General features: G+C 35.3%; 17 protein-coding genes and 2 pseudogenes. 17 read left to right on the forward strand and 2 right to left on the reverse strand.

Going from position 1 to position 20413, the window contains the following annotated elements; genetic code table 11:
- Positions 1–39: 39 nt before the first annotated feature.
- The 10 genes and pseudogenes from N3Z16_RS04630 (at position 40) to N3Z16_RS04675 (ending at position 8506) form a co-directional block, all read left to right on the forward strand.
- Positions 40–294: a hypothetical protein gene (locus tag N3Z16_RS04630; RefSeq protein WP_282485543.1), complete on the forward strand. Its 255-nt coding sequence runs from the start codon at positions 40–42 to the stop codon at positions 292–294.
- A 73-nt stretch (positions 295–367) separates the two neighbouring features.
- Positions 368–1497, forward strand: a pseudogene (locus N3Z16_RS04635) (IS91 family transposase).
- A gap of 836 nt (positions 1498–2333) precedes the next feature.
- The gene (locus N3Z16_RS04640) at positions 2334–2987 is read left to right on the forward strand and encodes an IS30 family transposase (protein ID WP_282485545.1); all 654 of its coding nucleotides are present in this window, start codon (positions 2334–2336) and stop codon (positions 2985–2987) included.
- Positions 2988–3073: 86 nt separating this feature from the next.
- Entirely contained in the window at positions 3074–3511 is a 438-nt protein-coding gene (gene tnpA, locus N3Z16_RS04645; RefSeq protein ID WP_282485546.1) for an IS200/IS605 family transposase, read from the forward strand.
- Positions 3512–3588: 77 nt separating this feature from the next.
- Positions 3589–3912 carry an IS30 family transposase gene (locus N3Z16_RS04650; protein ID WP_282485547.1) on the forward strand — a complete coding sequence of 108 codons (324 nt, stop codon included), beginning with the start codon at positions 3589–3591 and terminating at the stop codon, positions 3910–3912.
- 36 nt (positions 3913–3948) lie between these two features.
- Positions 3949–6315 carry an ankyrin repeat domain-containing protein gene (locus N3Z16_RS04655; protein ID WP_282485548.1) on the forward strand — a complete coding sequence of 789 codons (2367 nt, stop codon included), beginning with the start codon at positions 3949–3951 and terminating at the stop codon, positions 6313–6315.
- A gap of 14 nt (positions 6316–6329) precedes the next feature.
- Positions 6330–6458: a hypothetical protein gene (locus N3Z16_RS04660; protein ID WP_282485549.1), complete on the forward strand. Its 129-nt coding sequence runs from the start codon at positions 6330–6332 to the stop codon at positions 6456–6458.
- Between the two features lie 144 nt (positions 6459–6602).
- The gene (locus N3Z16_RS04665) at positions 6603–6857 is read left to right on the forward strand and encodes a hypothetical protein (protein WP_282485543.1); all 255 of its coding nucleotides are present in this window, start codon (positions 6603–6605) and stop codon (positions 6855–6857) included.
- 73 nt (positions 6858–6930) lie between these two features.
- Positions 6931–8060: pseudogene (locus N3Z16_RS04670) on the forward strand (IS91 family transposase).
- Positions 8061–8359: 299 nt separating this feature from the next.
- Positions 8360–8506: a hypothetical protein gene (locus tag N3Z16_RS04675; RefSeq protein ID WP_282485552.1), complete on the forward strand. Its 147-nt coding sequence runs from the start codon at positions 8360–8362 to the stop codon at positions 8504–8506.
- Between the two features lie 322 nt (positions 8507–8828).
- On the opposite strand, the gene N3Z16_RS04680 is transcribed toward N3Z16_RS04675, so the two are convergent.
- Both N3Z16_RS04680 and N3Z16_RS04685 read right to left on the reverse strand, forming a co-directional pair.
- Positions 8829–9707: a transposase gene (locus tag N3Z16_RS04680; protein ID WP_282485553.1), complete on the reverse strand. Its 879-nt coding sequence runs from the start codon at positions 9705–9707 to the stop codon at positions 8829–8831.
- Entirely contained in the window at positions 9689–10141 is a 453-nt protein-coding gene (locus N3Z16_RS04685) for a transposase (RefSeq protein ID WP_282485554.1), read from the reverse strand. Before N3Z16_RS04685 ends, N3Z16_RS04680 begins: the two co-directional genes overlap by 19 nt.
- A gap of 142 nt (positions 10142–10283) precedes the next feature.
- On the opposite strand from N3Z16_RS04685, the gene N3Z16_RS04690 reads away from it, so the two are divergent.
- The 7 genes from N3Z16_RS04690 (at position 10284) to N3Z16_RS04720 (ending at position 20398) form a co-directional block, all read left to right on the forward strand.
- Positions 10284–10448 (forward strand): hypothetical protein, encoded by a 165-nt coding sequence (locus N3Z16_RS04690; RefSeq protein WP_282485555.1) that lies wholly within the window; start codon positions 10284–10286, stop codon positions 10446–10448.
- A gap of 14 nt (positions 10449–10462) precedes the next feature.
- Positions 10463–10933 carry a hypothetical protein gene (locus N3Z16_RS04695; RefSeq protein ID WP_282485556.1) on the forward strand — a complete coding sequence of 157 codons (471 nt, stop codon included), beginning with the start codon at positions 10463–10465 and terminating at the stop codon, positions 10931–10933.
- A gap of 112 nt (positions 10934–11045) precedes the next feature.
- Positions 11046–11456: a hypothetical protein gene (locus tag N3Z16_RS04700; protein ID WP_282485557.1), complete on the forward strand. Its 411-nt coding sequence runs from the start codon at positions 11046–11048 to the stop codon at positions 11454–11456.
- A gap of 158 nt (positions 11457–11614) precedes the next feature.
- Complete coding sequence (locus N3Z16_RS04705; protein WP_282485558.1) at positions 11615–12928, forward strand: IS5 family transposase; 1314 nt, start codon at positions 11615–11617, stop codon at positions 12926–12928.
- 815 nt (positions 12929–13743) lie between these two features.
- Positions 13744–14280: a leucine-rich repeat domain-containing protein gene (locus N3Z16_RS04710; RefSeq protein ID WP_282485559.1), complete on the forward strand. Its 537-nt coding sequence runs from the start codon at positions 13744–13746 to the stop codon at positions 14278–14280.
- Between the two features lie 41 nt (positions 14281–14321).
- Entirely contained in the window at positions 14322–14852 is a 531-nt protein-coding gene (locus tag N3Z16_RS04715) for a hypothetical protein (RefSeq protein WP_282485561.1), read from the forward strand.
- A gap of 536 nt (positions 14853–15388) precedes the next feature.
- Positions 15389–20398 (forward strand): MobA/MobL family protein, encoded by a 5010-nt coding sequence (locus N3Z16_RS04720; protein ID WP_282485562.1) that lies wholly within the window; start codon positions 15389–15391, stop codon positions 20396–20398.
- The last annotated feature ends 15 nt before the right edge of the window (positions 20399–20413 follow it).

Consider the following 20413-nt stretch of genomic DNA (forward strand, 5'->3'; position numbering starts at 1 on the left):
TGAATGTTAGACATACATAAGATAATATATAATTGAGTTATGAGTAACTTGCACTCTGAGCAGCATTTGGTCAATGAATTAGCGGTAAAAACTCTTAAGGCCATTTCTAAAGAGCAAGCAATTCCTTACAGCAGGATCAAAAAGATTTTTTCCGAAGGAGATAAGGAAATAGCCAAGGCTTTCTGGATAATGTTGCGAAAAATATCTCCCAATCATAAGTATAATTCTGTTTACTATTGCCCTGATTGTAAAGAATTTGATTTAGAACGCAAAGGAAGAAAGATTCCTTGGTAAGAAAACATTAACTATAAGTAATTTATGGAAATAGTCGGTAAAGGAATATCTATAAAACATATTTTTCTAGACCGTGGTAATTGGTCTCGATTTCGCTAAAAAATACGGCAAGCTAAGATACGGCATTATTTTCAACGTCACTAAAGTTATATCGTGTGGAACGAAATATTTAGGATTTAAACGTTATAGCTGCCGTGATTGTAACCGCAATAAATCGGTAGCATTCAGCTGTAAAGGTAGGTTTTGTTCTCGTTGTGGTAAGAAACAAACGGATCAATGGGTGAGTAAGGCTAGCAATGTTCTACCAAAAACACGATGGCAGCACATTACATTTACAATGCCGGACTCTTTATGGCCGATATTTTGGCTCAATCGTGATCTGTTTGGATTGATTTCCGGTATTGCAGCAGGAATTATTAAGGAGATAGCTACAAAGAAAAATCTTGTGGTTGGTATATTTACTGCCTTACACACTTTCGGTAGAGATTTAAAACGCAATGTTCATATCCATTTATCGGTTACTTGCGGCGGTATAAATAGCAAAGGCAAGTGGCAAAAATTATTTTTTCCTGCCGAACCTATTAAAAAAATGTGGAGACATAGAGTCCTTGAGTTATTTCGCTTTCAATATATCTCAAGTAATTTGAAGTTGCCGTCCGCATATCAAAATGCTGAGAATTTTAATAACTGGATGAGTAGTTTATACGAAATCAGTTGGTATGTTTATTTACAAAAACCATCGGATGATCATAAACGCAACATAGAATATTTAGGGCGGTATATAAAACGCCCCCTATTTCCGAGACAAGAATAGAAAATTACGACGGAAAGCAGGTAACGTTTAAATTTCTTGATCACTATAATAATACAATTGATCGCATAACTATGCCCGTGATGCAGTTCATAGCTAGTCTGATTATGCATATACCAGATCGTTATTTTCGAATGATTAGGTATTACGGTTTTTTATCTAATAGAACTAGGGGCGTACAATTACCTATCGTATATAAGGCAATTAATCAAATCGTTCATAAGAAAACTAAGCTCATTAGTTGGAGATTAATGATTTGGTTGAATTTTAAAATAGATCCTCTGTTTTGCTATAATTGCAATAAATGTATGAATCTGCGGCAAGTTTATTACGGTTTATCTCCGCCATTGTTATTAATAAGAATCAATGAATTATTATCAACGCCTAGATAACATCATTATGGCGAACACTTCTTTCACGTCTTAGCCACATAATTTGTAAAACTGAACCTATTTTTAGATAGATTCTGGCAGAGATTTTTATAAAAGTGTTGATAATTTCTAATATTGTGGCTTGTAACTACATTTTATTAAACGAATTTTCAAAGTTTTGATTAACAATTTTTCTGGTTACAAATTTTGAAATTCCTATACTATGAAATAACTAGACAAAACAAGAAAAATATTTTAATATAATATTAAATATCATCACTTATTGTTATCATATTACAGTAATAATACTATTATCATAAATAGTTAAAAAAAAGTTAAAAGATTGGATTTGACGGCTAGAGGTAGGGAAGGGGCAAAAAGACGCTGCGAAACAGAGCCCGGCATTGATTAGAACGGGAAGATGTAATGAAAGTAAGGGGGGCGTAAGAGCTTAGAGCATGCCGTAACAGGGCAGTAAACAGTGTCTTAGCTTCTTTCTCTGATAAAAACCGTGTAACCCATCAAATCAACCCAAAAAGGTTTAAAGTAGGGAAGGGAAGTTAAAACAGGCCGTAGCTCAAGGGTAAGGTGTGAGACAAAGGTTAAGTAAAAAAGCTCCAGATGGAGCATTTTTTCCATTTAACCAACTACTCACCTTTAGGGATAGTTAAAAGTAATTGACACTAAAAAAGAGGGGTGTTGTTTAACTGTGTGTTTTTATGACCGCTATTCTCGCGTGGTAAGAAAATAATACAAAAAAAGATATAAATATTCTTTTTATGGTTGAGGCAGATTCAAGATTGAAGTGCAACACCTAAAAGGTTATAAAGTTAATATATAAGATTAGGTAATGTGTAATGCAGTATACGCAGATAAAATACGAAGAAAGAATAGAATTAGCAAAGTTATATTCCGAGAGTTTATCAATGAATAAAATAGCTAAATTAATGAATCGTTCTAAATCAACAATTAGTAGAGAGCTCAAACGTAATAAAACCTATAACAATTACTGGCCTGATAGCGCACATTGCCACTCTCTTGCTAGGCGTAGAAGAGGTAATAAACTTACTAGAAACAATGATTTGAACATATTTGTCACACAAAAACTAATTTACAATAGATGGAGTCCAGAACAAATAGCAGGCTGGTTAAAGCTTAAAAAACATAATTTTGGAACAGTTAGTCATGAAACTATTTACAAATGGATTTACCTACCGTACGAAATACACTCAGGTAGCAAATTATGGAGATTTTTAGCTAGACACAAAAGAAAAAGAGGTTTACAATGGGCTGATCATGCTTCAGTTAATCTAATTCCAAATAGAATATCTATTCATTCTAGGCCTAAAATAGCAGATACAAAAGTAGAAACCGGTCATTGGGAAGGTGATTTAATGAGTTTTAATAGAAATACCCAACATATATTGGTATTACATGAGCGTAAGACTTTGTTTGTACAAGGTGCAATTTTAGAAAATAAAACAGCTGATTCTACTACTAAAGCTTTATAGTCCCTTTGGTGGTGAAAACCTCCATCTTCCAGATGGAAAAGCTTTAGCTTGTCTAATGCGCCATGATGCGGTAGCATCATAAGTCTATGACTTACTATAACAAAAGATCACATTCAGTTTTTTATCATCGTTATCATATAGTATGGATAACGAAATATCGCTATAAGGTACTTACTTACGACATAAAAAAACGTGTTCGGGAACTAGTGTTACAGGTAGCTGAGGAAATGAGTATAAAGATAGAAAATGGCGTTGTATCAAGCGACCATGTCCATATATTTGCAAATATTCCTCCGCATATTAAAATTAGTGAATTTGTTCAGAAAGCTAAGGGAAGATCATCTAAAAGAATACAGGAAGAATTTCCGATACTAAAAAAGAAATACTGGGGTAGACATTTATGGGGCAGAGGATACTTCAGTTCAACTAGCGGTAATGTTACAGATGATATGATTAACGAATATATCAACAAACACACTGACGCTCATGAGACCGACTTTACTTCAAATATTAGGCTAGAATGAGCTTTAGCTTGATAAGCGACTTCTAGTCGCAAAGATCAAACTTTCATCTCTCAGATGAAAGTGGTTGATTTGGTTTAATGACTTCTATCCCTAAAGCAGCTAGGAAAACTTTAACACTTGATAACGGAGGAGAGTTTGCAGATCATGAAAAATATCAAGAAGTAGGTTTAGAAGCATATTTTTGTGATCCTTACTGTTCATGGCAAAAAGGCGGTGTGGAAAATAGCAATGGAAGGCTCAGAATTATATTACCTAGGGATACAAATGTGAAAGAAATAGAATACGACAAGTTTAAGCAAATTATTTTAAACCATAATTCTACTCCACGAAAATCTTTGGGATGGTTGACACCGCTAGAAGTATTTAATAAAGATTTAGAGCAATTACAATATAAATCTTGATCTATTACTTTTATTTTAAATATTAATTAAATAATAATGTCTAAAAGAAAAACCAAAGCATATAAAGCCAAACGGCAAGAAGAATCGACATCGAAGGTTTTGCTTAAGTCTAGAATTGAAGCTTTACAAAAAGAAAATTATAAAAGGCTTAATGAAAACCCCGGTGTTAAACTAAAACTTATAAATGCTTTATTAATATCTGATTATCCTCAATTAATACAACAAATATTCGGGCAAAAAGGGTTAGTAGAGATATTAGATTCAAATAACATCGAATTATCTACTAACGAGGTAGTAAAAATAGCGTCGTTAGTTCTTCAAAACAACGCTGCACGTTCTATGCAATTTTTAATAAATTCATATGGAATGCTATTAGGTAGAAATGAAAAATTTATAGAATGTGCGGCTAAATTTCTTAAAGATAAAGAAACAATAAATATCCTTATCAAGGATATCAATTTTTTACGTAATGATGGTAAAAATTTGCTACATAGAGCAGTTGATATGGATAACCTTGAATTAATCCAGATTTTGTCTGAATTAGATAAATCAATGATCCTTCAAGTTGATGATAAAGGATTTACAGCACTACACTATGCCTTAGCTTATTTAAATAAGGATCTAGAAGCAGATCACCCTAAAAAAGAAAAGCTAAGTGCTCTTAAAGTATTTAAAAGTAAAAATGACAAAAGCCTTAAAGTTGTAGAAATATTAATAAAGAGCCAAAGCAACTCATTAAACAATAAACAACTTTATGAAAAAATACTTAAAGAATTTGCAGGTTTAGATCTTAATATAATCGATTTTCCTAATGATTTTGCTATTTCTTATGTCCTTACTGAAACTACAAAAAAATCAGCAGAAATATTAGCAATTTATTGGTGGGGACTTTATAATAACGGGTATTCTCAAAAAGATTGGGAAAAAATAAAAAATGAAATTGCCTCAATAATAACACATTCTAGTTTAGAACATAATATTGATTTATTGAATGTGGCATTTGAATTTTTCCTTGTTTCTATACAAGAACTTACCATTGATAACTTTATAAAATGCTATACAGGCAGCAATAATTCTAAAAGTATATTAAGTCAAGAAATCAAGTTATTTATTTTAAGCAAATTAGCATGGTATAATGATGCTAACGGGCAAAGCAATTTAGCATTATCTCAGTCGTTAGAAGCGATAGAGTTGGTAATACTACTTAATGACAATAATTTAAGAGCATTTGACTGGTATAATGATGCTATGTACAAAATCTACCTTACATATGCTCATGTCAACCAAAGGATTAATAAAGATTATGGAAGTATTGAAATACTTGAAGCTTTAGAGAAGGCAGAGCAGTATGAACCAATAAAAAATAGCTTTTACTACAATATTGATAAATTTGTTTGGTATATTAACGCGGGGGATTTTAACAATCCAAGACTGATAGATTTGGTAGATAACATTGATAATATACAAATAAGAAATTTCTTACAAGCGGTAAGAGTGGCATTAATATTACCCAAAAACTTGTTTGAAACTGAGATAGATGGATTAATTGGTGAAATAACCGATGCAGAAAAAAGAGAAGTGTGCCAAAATTTAATTACTCGTTTTAGAAAAGACCATACAGAAGATATGGGTGCACTAAATTATTATATAGAACGAAGAGATATAGTATCAATGGCACGGATATGTCATAAATCTAAAGATACTGACATAATAAAACTTGCTATAAAGTCCATTAATGATTCTAGTTACTCTTTTCAGGAAGCTGTTCGTCATGAGTTATTTCAAATTAGTAAAGCCTTAATTTATTTATCTTTAGAAAATTTTGGTTTGGCCGGACAAGCCCTTCTTGACATGGAAACAAAGGAACTTAGCAGCTTGCATAGTCATTGGAAAAACCTTTTTTGTGATCTGTTAGCTGATTTATCTCTCAATCATAATCAAAATCTAGAAGATTATATTATCAAGCTTGAGCAAGTAGATCCTGTTCATAAAATGCTTGAGGTAATGCGAATACAACCAGTAGAGGAAGAACCTAAGGAAGTTTTGAACTTGCCTCCCTTAGAATTAGAAACCCCAGCTATACAACCATTGACAAAAACGGAAGTACTTAAATTATCTGAGCAAGAATTTTTAAGGGAATGGCGTTCTGGAAAAATTAAATCCAGTTTACAAAAAGCATATTATAAACAACTCAAACAAGATCAGTTACAGCAAGAGGTTCTAAGCTCCATAAAACAATGCTTTTTTCAAAACCAGGAGAAATCGGAATCCTGGGTATTATCATCTAATACCGTTATTGAAAGTAATCAACCTCAAGTCTATTATGTAAATGGTAACACTTGGGCAACAATTGATCAAACCACCATTAGGCAACAATTGATCAAACCACCATTAGGCAACTAGACTTTGCATATCGTGTGGCATTTGAAAATGCAATTACTAAAGGTTTTGTTCGAACTAAGGGAAGTAACGGTATAAAAATCATAGGAAATCTTGCAGAGTTAAAAATTGATGCTGACCTTAGGTTATATACTAAAACAAGATAAGCCACCTATCGGTGGCAGCTTAAAAGAAGATACTCTTGACCGATAAATATTTATGGAGGATTATAATACTGGTATTTGATTTGTTTTAACTTGAGTTATAAAGACTGAATGTTAGACATACATAAGATAATATATAATTGAGTTATGAGTAACTTGCACTCTGAGCAGCATTTGGTCAATGAATTAGCGGTAAAAACTCTTAAGGCCATTTCTAAAGAGCAAGCAATTCCTTACAGCAGGATCAAAAAGATTTTTTCCGAAGGAGATAAGGAAATAGCCAAGGCTTTCTGGATAATGTTGCGAAAAATATCTCCCAATCATAAGTATAATTCTGTTTACTATTGCCCTGATTGTAAAGAATTTGATTTAGAACGCAAAGGAAGAAAGATTCCTTGGTAAGAAAACATTAACTATAAGTAATTTATGGAAATAGTCGGTAAAGGAATATCTATAAAACATATTTTTCTAGACCGTGGTAATTGGTCTCGATTTCGCTAAAAAATACGGCAAGCTAAGATACGGCATTATTTTCAACGTCACTAAAGTTATATCGTGTGGAACGAAATATTTAGGATTTAAACGTTATAGCTGCCGTGATTGTAACCGCAATAAATCGTTAGCATTCAGCTGTAAAGGTAGGTTTTGTTCTCGTTGTGGTAAGAAACAAACGGATCAATGGGTGAGTAAGGCTAGCAATGTTCTACCAAAAACACGATGGCAGCACATTACATTTACAATGCCGGACTCTTTATGGCCGATATTTTGGCTCAATCGTGATCTGTTTGGATTGATTTCCAGTATTGCAGCAGGAATTATTAAGGAGATAGCTACAAAGAAAAATCTTGTGGTTGGTATATTTACTGCCTTACACACTTTCGGTAGAGATTTAAAACGTAATGTTCATATCCATTTATCGGTTACTTGCGGCGGTATAAATAGCAAAGGCAAGTGGCAAAAATTATTTTTTCCTGCCGAACCTATTAAAAAAATGTGGAGACATAGAGTCCTTGAGTTATTTCGCTTTCAATATATCTCAAGTAATTTGAAGTTGCCGTCCGCATATCAAAATGCTGAGAATTTTAATAACTGGATGAGTAGTTTATACGAAATCAGTTGGTATGTTTATTTACAAAAACCATCGGATGATCATAAACGCAACATAGAATATTTAGGGCGGTATATAAAACGACCCCTATTTCCGAGACAAGAATAGAAAATTACGACGGAAAGCAGGTAACGTTTAAATTTCTTGATCACTATAATAATACAATTGATCGCATAACTATGCCCGTGATGCAGTTCATAGCTAGTCTGATTATGCATATACCAGATCGTTATTTTCGAATGATTAGGTATTACGGTTTTTTATCTAATAGAACTAGGGGTGTACAATTACCTATCGTATATAAGGCAATTAATCAAATCGTTCATAAGAAAACCAAGCTCATTAGTTGGAGATTAATGATTTGGTTGAATTTTAAAATAGATCCTCTGTTTTGCTATAATTGCAATAAATGTATGAATCTGCGGCAAGTTTATTACGGTTTATCTCCGCCATTGTTATTAATAAGAATCAATGAATTATTATCAACGCCTAGATAACATCATTATGGCGAACACTTCTTTCACGTCTTGGCCACATAATTTGTAAAACTGAACCTATTTTTAGATGGATTCTGGCAGAGATTTTTGTAAAAGTGTTGATAATTTCTAATATTGTGGCTTGTAACTACATATTTATTAAATGAATTTTCAAAGTTTTGATTAACAATTTTTCTGGTTACAAATTTTGAAATTCCTATACTATAAAATATGTAAATGACCATAGTGCGTCGATTATTATTTTTGACAAATGTGGAAATCATAAGAAAGTTAGAAAAGAACTGAATGAAAATATACAAGTGGCTGATTTCCCAGTTCCTTCTATTTCTCAAGATGCTGTATCTGCTTTAGATTTATTACTAAATCCAATTGAGTATAAAGATTACAGCCTGGAATCTTTAGGTCAGTGTAATGATCAAAAAGATGATGGATTGTTGTTTGAATAAATTAGAATAAAATGTAAGTGATATTTTATTAACACAGAATTAGTTGGTTATCATGTGTTGCACTTCAATCTTGAATCTGCCTGATATTTTAGAATATTCTATATATAATATAAGTATAAGGTAGTCTTTCCGTCAAAATTCTAAATTTTTGATGTAGTTTTAATAATTTTAAAAGTCAATCATCGCATTTTTATTTTTTTGGGGTATTTTTTTACCAAAAATATAAAATTTAGGTGCTATGATGGCAAAAATTCACAATTTACTCATGATTCTCTCTTGAGCAATGCTAATTGCTTAAATTATTAAGATTTTCGGAAAATTATTATGCGGTGGATTCTTTGAGAATATTAGTGATTCTACGCAAATTCAAGCCAACGGCAGAGATAAGCGGATTAACGATATCTCCAATTATTCCCTTAAGGTAGTTTCTACCCATACGACCAAAATTCTTTAGATGACCTATTATCGGTTCAATTGCACTTCTCCGCTTTTGCATCTTTTTGTCATCGGTTGATAAAGCTTTCTTGGTCTTGGCGGTAAAAACCTTGCCTTTTTCTTTGAAGTTATGGCCGGTGTAACCAAGATCTACAAAAATTTTGCTAGTCTCCGGACTTAGCTTGCGCAGCTCCGATACCGTTTGATCTAAAGTATGTCCGTCGTAGGGGTTACCGTGAAAAGATTTAACCCCAAGAATAAAGTTGCCTCGGCCGCTTACTGCAATCCCGACTTTGTTACCAAATTCGTAAGGTTTATTCATTTTACCCTTGCCGATACACTCTACCTCCGGAGCATGAAAGCTATAGACTATCTTATGCTCTTTTTTATAAATATCCTTGTCCTTTTTCTTAAGCACAGACTGGGCATGAATATTTTTAACTCTCGTAAAAATGGCGCTATCCTCAGCAGATAGTTCTAATTTTGATTTTTCTATACCTCTCCAGCATATACGGATCAACCTACCTAAGCGGACTTTTAAGCTTATCATTATTTTTCTACGTTGCCTTGCTTTACTATCTTCCTTGTACTTCCAAAGCTTGATCGTCTTATATTTAAAACTCTTGGCGTATGTCTCGTTAAGCGAAATACCAAGTCGTTTACAGAGATCTACTACTTTTGCTCTTGCGGTCTCCATTAAATGTACGTCATGTGGATGTTTGATATTCTTAATCTGTACAGTCGTATCTATAATCGCCGATTCCAAGTCTTTTTTTTGAGTGCTCCGACCTTCAGTCCTATACGCAAAAGCTCTTTTAGAATCTCTTTATATCCTTCCTCTCCCAGAGCATTGCGGAATCTACGTATAGTCGCCTCCGATACGTCAATATCTTGTTGCATATACTCATAGCCGCAAAAATATTGCCAATATATATTTTCCTTTAATTCTTCCTCCGTAAACGAATCAGAACCGTTATACATAGCTTGCAGCATTGATAGTCCTAGCATTACTCTATGATCCTTCTTATTTCTACCGAATTGCTTGATTTCAACCTTAGCTAATGCCAGCGCTTCAAGTTCAGACCAATTTACCAAATCTCTCAGTTTATATAATTTGTTTTTGCGATTTAGTTGTATAGATAATTTTTCACCAAATAATCTTTCTTGTTTTTGAGAAAAACTAATATTTTCTATAGGCATATACTTTAAAATCCATAAGCTTTATGCGCTAATTATAACATTTTCTTATGGATTTCGTAAGCCATTTATAACATGAAACCCCTTCTAATTCAGGGGTAGAGAGTTTTGACGGAGAGACAAGGTAAATAAAGGAGACAAAAAAATGAACACACAAATACAGCAGAAAATAATGAACCAGATTAATCAAATCAGCATCGCTACTACCGATAAGACTAACAGGGAATATCAAATTATGTCGCTGACACAATTTTTAACGAGAAGTGTAAAAGAAATTAAAAAGCTTATTGATAATAATTCAGCAGAATAAGGGGGTAAAAGATTATGAGTACAAGAGCAACTTATCAAATAAGATATGCAGATAATTATAGGAATACATCCATTTATATTTACTGCCATCATGATAACTACCCTACCGGAGCGGCTACCAGATTCAAGGATACGTTAGAGTTAAGGAAACGGCTTAAAAAGAAATATTTAAACAATGATTTCCTGGAATGTTTTATTGCCGCTAATACTAAGAATACTTTTTTAGAGATAACGACTAATCATGACGACCATTTCGACACGGCTTATTCGTACGATATAGTAATTACGGATGGCATATATTTAAAGGCTTATAACCATTACTTTGTTAACGGTCAAGATTTCTACACTAAAAAATTGTTCTACGAGGGATTACTTATAGACTTCATAAAGATGGAGCTATCGGAAGAAAATATAAAAAAAGCAGAAGAACAAGAGGAGCGTATAAGGCAATTAGAGATAATTACCAGTTTAGCAAAGCAGCTATAGGAAGGTATAATTATGCCGAAAATTTGCTAAAAATAGCGGAGAAGTATTATATACAAAAGTAAATAAAAAGTAACTAAACAATATGTAATTATAAACAAAATGGAGAAATAAAATGAGCAAAAAAGAAAAATGGGAAATTGAACCTGATTATCTACACTGTATAGATCAAGAAACGGGATACTTCTATTACATCTATAGAGATCCTGAATGCAAGCATTTATGCGGTTATGTGGAAATACCCAATACACACAAAGCATATTGGCTTTCTTATATGGATGAGTTGTTCTACGACATAGACGTTCACGGAGGCGTAGCTTATACCGGAACGTTGGAAAATCCTTACGCAAAGGATATCAGGCATAACTATGTAGTTGGTTTTGATTGTAATTATGCCGGCGATTATGCCCCTGGTAGAAAATATCCTGATTGTTACAAGGTATTGAAAAAAGACTATAAGGATATGAACTTTGTAATATCAGAATGTAAAAAACTAGCTAAACAGTTAAAGGATATGGAGGATTAAAGATAAAGCTATTAGTATAACCCCTTATATATATTAAATAGTCTCTCCGTCAAAACTCTCTACCCCTGAATTAGAAGGGGTTTCATGTTATAAATGGCTTACGAAATCCATAAGAAAATGTTATAATTAGCGCATAAAGCTTATGGATTTTAAAGTATATGCCTATAGAAAATATTAGTTTTTCTCAAAAACAAGAAAGATTATTTGGTGAAAAATTATCTATACAACTAAATCGCAAAAACAAATTATATAAACTGAGAGATTTGGTAAATTGGTCTGAACTTGAAGCGCTGGCATTAGCTAAGGTTGAAATCAAGCAATTCGGTAGAAATAAGAAGGATCATAGAGTAATGCTAGGACTATCAATGCTGCAAGCTATGTATAACGGTTCTGATTCGTTTACGGAGGAAGAATTAAAGGAAAATATATATTGGCAATATTTTTGCGGCTATGAGTATATGCAACAAGATATTGACGTATCGGAGGCGACTATACGTAGATTCCGCAATGCTCTGGGAGAGGAAGGATATAAAGAGATTCTAAAAGAGCTTTTGCGTATAGGACTGAAGGTCGGAGCACTCAAAAAAAAAGACTTGGAATCGGCGATTATAGATACGACTGTACAGATTAAGAATATCAAACATCCACATGACGTACATTTAATGGAGACCGCAAGAGCAAAAGTAGTAGATCTCTGTAAACGACTTGGTATTTCGCTTAACGAGACATACGCCAAGAGTTTTAAATATAAGACGATCAAGCTTTGGAAGTACAAGGAAGATAGTAAAGCAAGGCAACGTAGAAAAATAATGATAAGCTTAAAAGTCCGCTTAGGTAGGTTGATCCGTATATGCTGGAGAGGTATAGAAAAATCAAAATTAGAACTATCTGCTGAGGATAGCGCCATTTTTACGAGAGTTAAAAATATTCATGCCCAGTCTGTGCTTAAGAAAAAGGACAAGGATATTTATAAAAAAGAGCATAAGATAGTCTATAGCTTTCATGCTCCGGAGGTAGAGTGTATCGGCAAGGGTAAAATGAATAAACCTTACGAATTTGGTAACAAAGTCGGGATTGCAGTAAGCGGCCGAGGCAACTTTATTCTTGGGGTTAAATCTTTTCACGGTAACCCCTACGACGGACATACTTTAGATCAAACGGTATCGGAGCTGCGCAAGCTAAGTCCGGAGACTAGCAAAATTTTTGTAGATCTTGGTTACACCGGCCATAACTTCAAAGAAAAAGGCAAGGTTTTTACCGCCAAGACCAAGAAAGCTTTATCAACCGATGACAAAAAGATGCAAAAGCGGAGAAGTGCAATTGAACCGATAATAGGTCATCTAAAGAATTTTGGTCGTATGGGTAGAAACTACCTTAAGGGAATAATTGGAGATATCGTTAATCCGCTTATCTCTGCCGTTGGCTTGAATTTGCGTAGAATCACTAATATTCTCAAAGAATCCACCGCATAATAATTTTCCGAAAATCTTAATAATTTAAGCAATTAGCATTGCTCAAGAGAGAATCATGAGTAAATTGTGAATTTTTGCCATCATAGCACCTAAATTTTATATTTTTGGTAAAAAAATACCCCAAAAAAATAAAAATGCGATGATTGACTTTTAAAATTATTAAAACTACATCAAAAATTTAGAATTTTGACGGAAAGACTAAATAACCGGATAAAACAAAAAATATTCAAATATAATTTTAAAATTAGTTATTTATTATTATATTAATAGTTCTGTTACCTTAAGCGGTTAAAAAAAGTTAAAAGATTGGATTTAGCGGGGAGGGCAACAGGATGTGCGGCAAAGGAACTCCGCAAAACAGAGCCCGGGCTTGATTGGAGCGGGAAGATGTAATGGAAGTAAGGGGGGCGTAAGAGCTTAGAGCACGCTGTAACAATGCGGCAAACAGTGTCGTGGCCTCTTTCCGTGAAGTCATTATGCCCCCGCCCACCAAATTAACCCGCAAAGGGTTGGAGTAGGAAAGGGAAGTTGGAACAGATCGTAGCTCAAGGGCAAGTTGTGGTACGGCGGTTAAGTAAAAAAGCTCCATCTGGAGCTTTTTTACATTTAACCGGCTATTTACTCTTAAGAAGATAGTTAAGTAATAGACACTAAAAAAGAGGGGTGATGTTTAGCTGTGTGTTTTTATGGCAACTATTCTTGCGTGGTAAGAAAATAAGATAAAAAAAGATATAAATATTCTTTTTATTGTTGACGTTCTTAAATATTCTATATATAATATAAGTATAAGGTAATTAAATAAAGGAGATAAAAAAATGAACACACAAACACAACGGGAAATAATGAACTATATCAATCAAATCAGCATTGCTACTACTGATAAGGACAACAATGAATACCAAATTGAATTGCTGACACAACATTTAACAGAAATAGCTACAGGTGTTGATAACAGAACAGGATTTCTTCCACATAGTATACTAGGGGATGCCGGAGCGATAGCACTTGCAGAAATCCTGAAGCAAAACACTACATTGGAACAACTTGCTATTCAAAATCATAATATAGCAGATAAGGGAGCTATAGCCCTTGCAGAGGCTATTAAGCAAAACACCACAGTAAGGTTCATTAACCTTTCCCATAATAAGATTGGCGAAGAAGGAATTGTTGCCTTGGTCGAAGCTATTAAGCAGAATGCTACTATTGAATTAGTTGTCCTTGAGGGGATTGATATGACTGAAAAAGGTGCGGTGGCAATTAATCAAGTCTGGGAAAGGATTAGAGCGGTGATGGAAGAAGAAGATCCCCATCAAAATTGTGTTGGGTGTGGGTGTTGTGCAGATTGGTTATAAGGAAAAGTTAAAACAAAAAACAATAAAAACGGAGTAAAAAAATGATTAAATTAAGACGGGTATTCTCAGGCATACATATTGAACCCTTTTATAAAGACTATTATTTGCCGCAGTTTAATTTGCAAGAAAAACTATGGGACGGTTACCACGATATTATTATACCTGATTTTATAATTCAGGAAGAGGCAAAAGAAAATTACGACGTTGCAGACTTTGACAATGATGAAGAAGAGATGCTGGGGACAGTAAGAAACACGATTATTGATGATGCTTTAATGTATAATTGGGTTTACGCTCCTCGTGTTTACAACGAAGAAGTAGCACACTTATGTCATCTAATACCTTTTAGACTCATCACATCGGAAGAAGATTATGAGTTGTTATCTTTTGGCGGTTGCGGGATGGATATGACCTACAAACTTGAAGCTTATCAGTTACTAGCGGATGATTCATACGATGCAAATTCGAATTTTGCCAAACAGGGCGTTAAGTATTTTGAGTATTATTACGGTAAAGAAAGCAGAATATTAAAAGAAATAAAAAAGCGTTCCGATTTAAAAATAGCAGGTTAAAAGATCTTAAAAAGTTCATTTACATCGTTACTGCAGTTTTCAACCTTGTCACTGCAATTCTTCCAATTATAAAATTTCAAAAGCTTCCGGAAACAAGGATCAATTAAAATCTCTATTGGTCAAACTTCCCGAAGCTTTGCTTCTGATAATCAGCATCTTCAAATACATATTAGACACTTTGTAACCCTGTTTACCGGAATCATTACTTTCACTTTAAAAATTCTTTAGGAGTATTTTTAAATCACGAAAGTGATGAACGTTTTTACAAATATAAAAAACCAGCAGTCTTTTTTTAGGTGTAAGGGGGTGTATTAAAGGGGGCTTTTTGCCCCCTATAAATTACCCCTGCAGGAACATAAAAAGGTAAAAATGATTGACTGTTAGATCAGAGAGTAATAAAGTAAAAATTTGGAATTCATGATAATGCGCAATACGCCATTCAAATAAATTTGAACGGCTGCGCTCTAAAGATAGAGATCGGAAGTGGTTTTTATGGTAGACGAAACTGTTACAGAGGTTAGCTTATTATGGCGATAATGTACGCTCGTCCTTCATCAATATCAAGAGGTAACAATAGAAGTGCCGTATCTGCTGCAGCTTATCGCAGCGGAAGTAGAATGGAGCTATCATTTAGCAATATGAGCGCCAGAGTCAGAGAAAAACTAAGTACCTGTTATCATGAAAAGTATCATCTGTTAAATGAAAATACCCGTGAAGTAATAGGCCTTGTTTTCGATTACAGGCATAAATCAGGTAGCATTATTAGCGGAATAATGGCACCTGATGGTGCACCGGAATGGGTGTTTGATCGGCAACAACTATGGCAGTCAATCGAGAATGCGGGCAGCAGAGTAGATAGCCGTTTAGCCCGTGAATATACAATAGCGTTACCGATAGAATTAACGGCAGAGCAGAACAAGGAGCTGGTAGAGGATTTTATCAGAAGCTCATTAGTAGCAAGAGGAATGGTAGCAGATTATAACATTCATCTGGATAATCCCGAAAATCCACACGTTCACGTCATGACGGTCACACGGGATTTGGAGGTTGATAATGACGGCCGGTTCTGCTGGGGTAAAGTGAACTTAACATGGAAGACTCTATCAGTTTTAAAAGCCATTCGAGCGGAAGTTGCTACTATTATCAATCATCATCTGGAGATGCACGGTCATGAATCAAGAATATCCCACTTATCACATGCCGAGCGCGGACTTGATATTATTCCGGGTGTACATGAAGGTTTCGCCAGATGGAGAGGGAGTACCGAGTTAAGGAAACAGAATCAGGAAATAGCTCTTGAAAATGCCTCAAGGATAATAGCAGATCCGACTATTGTTATTGACCGGTTATCAATAGATAAGCCGGTATTTTCAGGTGATGATATAGAAAAAGCCTTGCATAAAGCTTTAATTGCAGGAATTAATCCGGACATTGTTAAAGAGAAGGAATCCATGGAGTTATGGTCTAAAGAGGAATTACTGTCAATGTATAATATAGTTGTTGCCTCTAATAAACTGAACCTGGTCAATCCGTGTGATCTAAAAGGTCGGATGTTATTTGCGAGGCTCGATCGGGTAGAACTGGAGAAGAGGTTTGAAGAAAATGTCAGGGAATTAGCTGCAAAAGAAACCCATGTCATAAGTATCAAGGAAAAAGATATTGCAAAAGTAGCTAGAGGAGTTGAGTTTTCCGGAGAGCAGAAGCAGGCAATTATTGATATTCTAGCAGGTAGCAATATCAGTGTTCTTGAAGGATGGCCGGGAAGCGGTAAGACAACAGTAATACGTGAGATAGTCCGTCATTACAGGAAAGCCGGTTATACTGTTATCGGCACTGCGCCGACTAACAAGGCTTCAGCAGAACTCTTGGCCAAGGCCGGGATAGCAGAGGTGGAAAATACGACAAAGCTCAGACAAATATGGCAGGAAGCCAAAGGCGGTAATAAAGCCGGATTAAATATTAGAACTGATTATTACAAAGAAGAACAGTACAGTAGCGGCCGGGTAATATTACCGCCAAAAACCATACTGATAATTGATGAAGCATCAATGGTGGATCTTCCTACTCTTGATTATTTTACCAATGAAATTAGAGAGTGCGGCGGGAAGGTAATAAAGATCGGTGATAATAATCAGAATCCTGCAATAGGTTATAAAGGCGGTTTGTCAAAAACCGGTGATATAGCCGGTAGAACGGTTTTAATGGAAAATAACCGTCATCAGAACCGGGATGAATATGTAAGAGAGATGCATAAGGAGGCAACAAAGGCCATGGGCCGCTACGAGATTGCCAAAGCCATCTCCATATATGAACGACTTGAGATGTTAAGGATTTTTGATAATGAAGAGCAAAAACAACGGGCCCTGGCAGATGATTACAGCTCTTTCGTAATTAATCTCTCTAAAGAGAAAGGAGATCTGATTGCCTTGAGTAATACGGCAATTGCAGCGTTTACCAACGCAGAAGTAGCCAATTTAAACGGTATGGTACGTAAGTCTCTTAAGAATGCAGGTATAATCAAGGGAGAAGGGCGTTTATATACTTGCGCAGCAACAAGTCTAGAGGATCAGGAAGAACCGGAGTTGCCAAAAAACATGGTTGAGTTATGCCTTGGTGACAAGATCATCTTTAAGAGCAATAAACCCGAGTTTGAAGGTTATGGCGGGGTTAGAAACAATGAACTCGGTATCATAACGGAACTTGGTGAAGTCGATGAGAATGGTGTTGGCCGGTTCAAAGCAAGAATCAGGCAAGGAAGGAATAGTTATAAAGTAGTTGAGATAAAAACCGGTGAAGACTTATTACCGGTAAGTTTCAGACATGGATATGCTTTAACCGGGCATGCCGTGCAAGGAGCGGACGTTGAGTATTTTTTCTATAGCGCTAGCAGGCATAGCGGCTATGAACCATTTAACGTCGGCGTATCAAGGCATAAGGAAGACTGCTTTATATATCTTGATAAAGAGACGCTGGAAAATGTCGTATACGGTACTCGGGATTTGGATATAAGCAAGGTAAAAGAAGAGTTTGCGGCTTATGCCTATAAGTATCAGAAAGTAGAGGATAAATGGGAACCGGTAGATGTTCCTCTTTGGAAGGTAGGCCTAAGGTTGTTAATCTCAAGAAGGACGGATTTAAACTTTGCAACAGATTACGCCTCCTATGAAAAAGATCATAGACAGAGAGAAGCTTACCGGGAAAATATTGCAGGTAATCAGGCTAAATTAAATAAGTTATATGATGATCTAAACCGCTGGAGAGAAGATAAGGAAACACCGATACTTGAAAATAATCAGCAAATTGCCACTGATAGCAAGGGTGCTGAAGAGCTGGCAAAGGAACTGAAAAGTTTGAGTTTACTTGAAATTGCCTTGCAGGAAGATTTTATCTTAAAGCCGGGCGAAGTAATAATTGATCCTTTAGCAATAGCGGGCGTAGTTGATGATTATAGATATTTTAGTGAGAGCACCGGTAAGAAGTTCAAGTCCTCAAAGGATTTAACAAATAAAATCAATAAGCACCTGACATCGTTAAAACTCAATTCAGGCAAAAATAATAAAGAAAAGATAAAATGGGATGCTTTGGATGAGATGGATAAAAATCTGATCATCCGCTCGCTCTTAAGTAAAAAGGATATATCATTTTTAGCTAAAGCAAGAAGCCAGATCAGGAAGTATGAAGAAAAAATTGTTAGCGTTGCTAATAAAATCGCAGTAATTGACGAAAGCCTCAGCAAGCAGGCTGCGGCGGATTGTAGGTTACTTACGGGTAACCTCGGAGGCATGCGCAGGTACCTTGATGCAAGACAAAGGGTAATAGCTGTTCAAAAGGTAATAGAAGAGCTTGATTCGTATTTAAAAAAACCGGCAATAGAAAAACAACTCTCTTATGAAGCATTTGCTAGTTTTGGCATTAAAGTAACAAAATTCAATCTGACAGGTTTTGGAATAATCAGAGCAGAAAAGGCATTTAAAGCAAAGCATTTACATGATAATAGAGACAGAATCAGTCAATTAAAAAACGAACAGGAGAAACCGGAATCGGCAAAGGAGCTAAAAAGGCTTTATAATATCAAGTTACAGAAAGAACGGTATTTTAAAGAGTATGCCGAGGGCAGTAATATTTTAAATGATGATGAGGACAAGCATTTACTTGCCGGCATTATCCTGCAAAAAAGTAAATCAGCAATACTCGGTGGAAAATACAGGGAAATTACTAAGGCCCTGAAAGAGTTAGAGGGAGCAAGGAAGGAAAGACAAAGCAAGGCGAGAGTAATTGTTGATTATTATCATGGATTTATCAGGGATGATCCGGAAGAGAAAATGACTGCCATAACGGGTGCTTTACTGAAAGAGGAGGAGCTAATTAAAGAAGAGTGGATGATATCGCAGAAAAAGCATATTAGCACGAGTCCCGGATCAGAATTCCCGGACGGTTTTAGCGCGGAGCATTATGATACAGCTGTACTTGGCTTATATATCAAGGATTTACCGGTTCTTAAAACACCATTATGCCCGCAAGTAACTAATATAGCTAAAAGCAGACTAGCTATTCTAGATGAAAAACGCCGGATGTTAGAACCGGACCTCGAAGAACTAAGAAAGCAGATTGAAGATAGTAGGCTTGGTAAGAGAGCAGATTACCGGCAGGAAGTTGTTATGGGTAAATTAATAACCCAGTTGCAAATAAATTATGAAACAGTTCGCAAACATGCAGGACTTGAGGAAGTCAAACATTATTTTGCCTCAATTGATAAGAACGGTACCATTATCAATAACCTGTACTTTAGCAGGATAATGGAGGTAGTAGAACTTACCTGTCAGGAGGAGAGTGCAATTGATTCTAATACAGTAGCAATAGTCATGGAAGCCCATGGAGAAATTTTACGTATTTGCGCCGGCCATCAAGAGGAATTGGATGAGAAGAAGTTATTACATGCCGAAATAAAAGCAAAGCATGCTGATGAACTGGAGCAGCTGCGGGTAATTGAAAAGTTCAGAAATGAGGAATTACCGCATTTTCTTGAAAAAATATACAAGAATAAAGGGAGAGACGTTTTAACAAGATTCCAGCAGTTGCTAAAAGAGACGGATAAGCCGTTGATGCTGGCAAAAGCAATCGGTGAATCTCCTGAGATGCTAGGTGATATCAAAAGCACGAGTTTATGGGCGGAGTTCATCAGAGGTGACGCAATAAAAGGCATTAAGGCAAATCTTGAAAAGCTTGGAGTGAATTTAACAAAATACATAAATGAGGATAGCATGAGAGCAGAATTACAGGCAAATTTAGGTAGCGGCGAACTAGCTGCTCAAATCAGGGCGCTGGATCTTGAAATTGCAAACCTTAAGGCTTTATTGCCAAATAAAGCCGAGAAAAAGCTGCTAGATGATATCGGACATTTAAAAGATAGCAACAAAGCTGATCAGAAGGAAATCACTGAAGAAATGAGAAACCTGTTCAAGGGAGATAATGCTTATGATCTATTACTTGATTTTATAGTCCCTTTGGTGGTGAAAACCTCCATCTTCCAGATGGAAAAGCTTTAGCTTGTCTAATGCGCC

This window comes from Candidatus Megaera polyxenophila, assembly GCF_029982035.1.
In the GTDB taxonomy this organism is placed as follows: Bacteria; Pseudomonadota; Alphaproteobacteria; order Rickettsiales; family Rickettsiaceae; genus Megaera; species Megaera polyxenophila.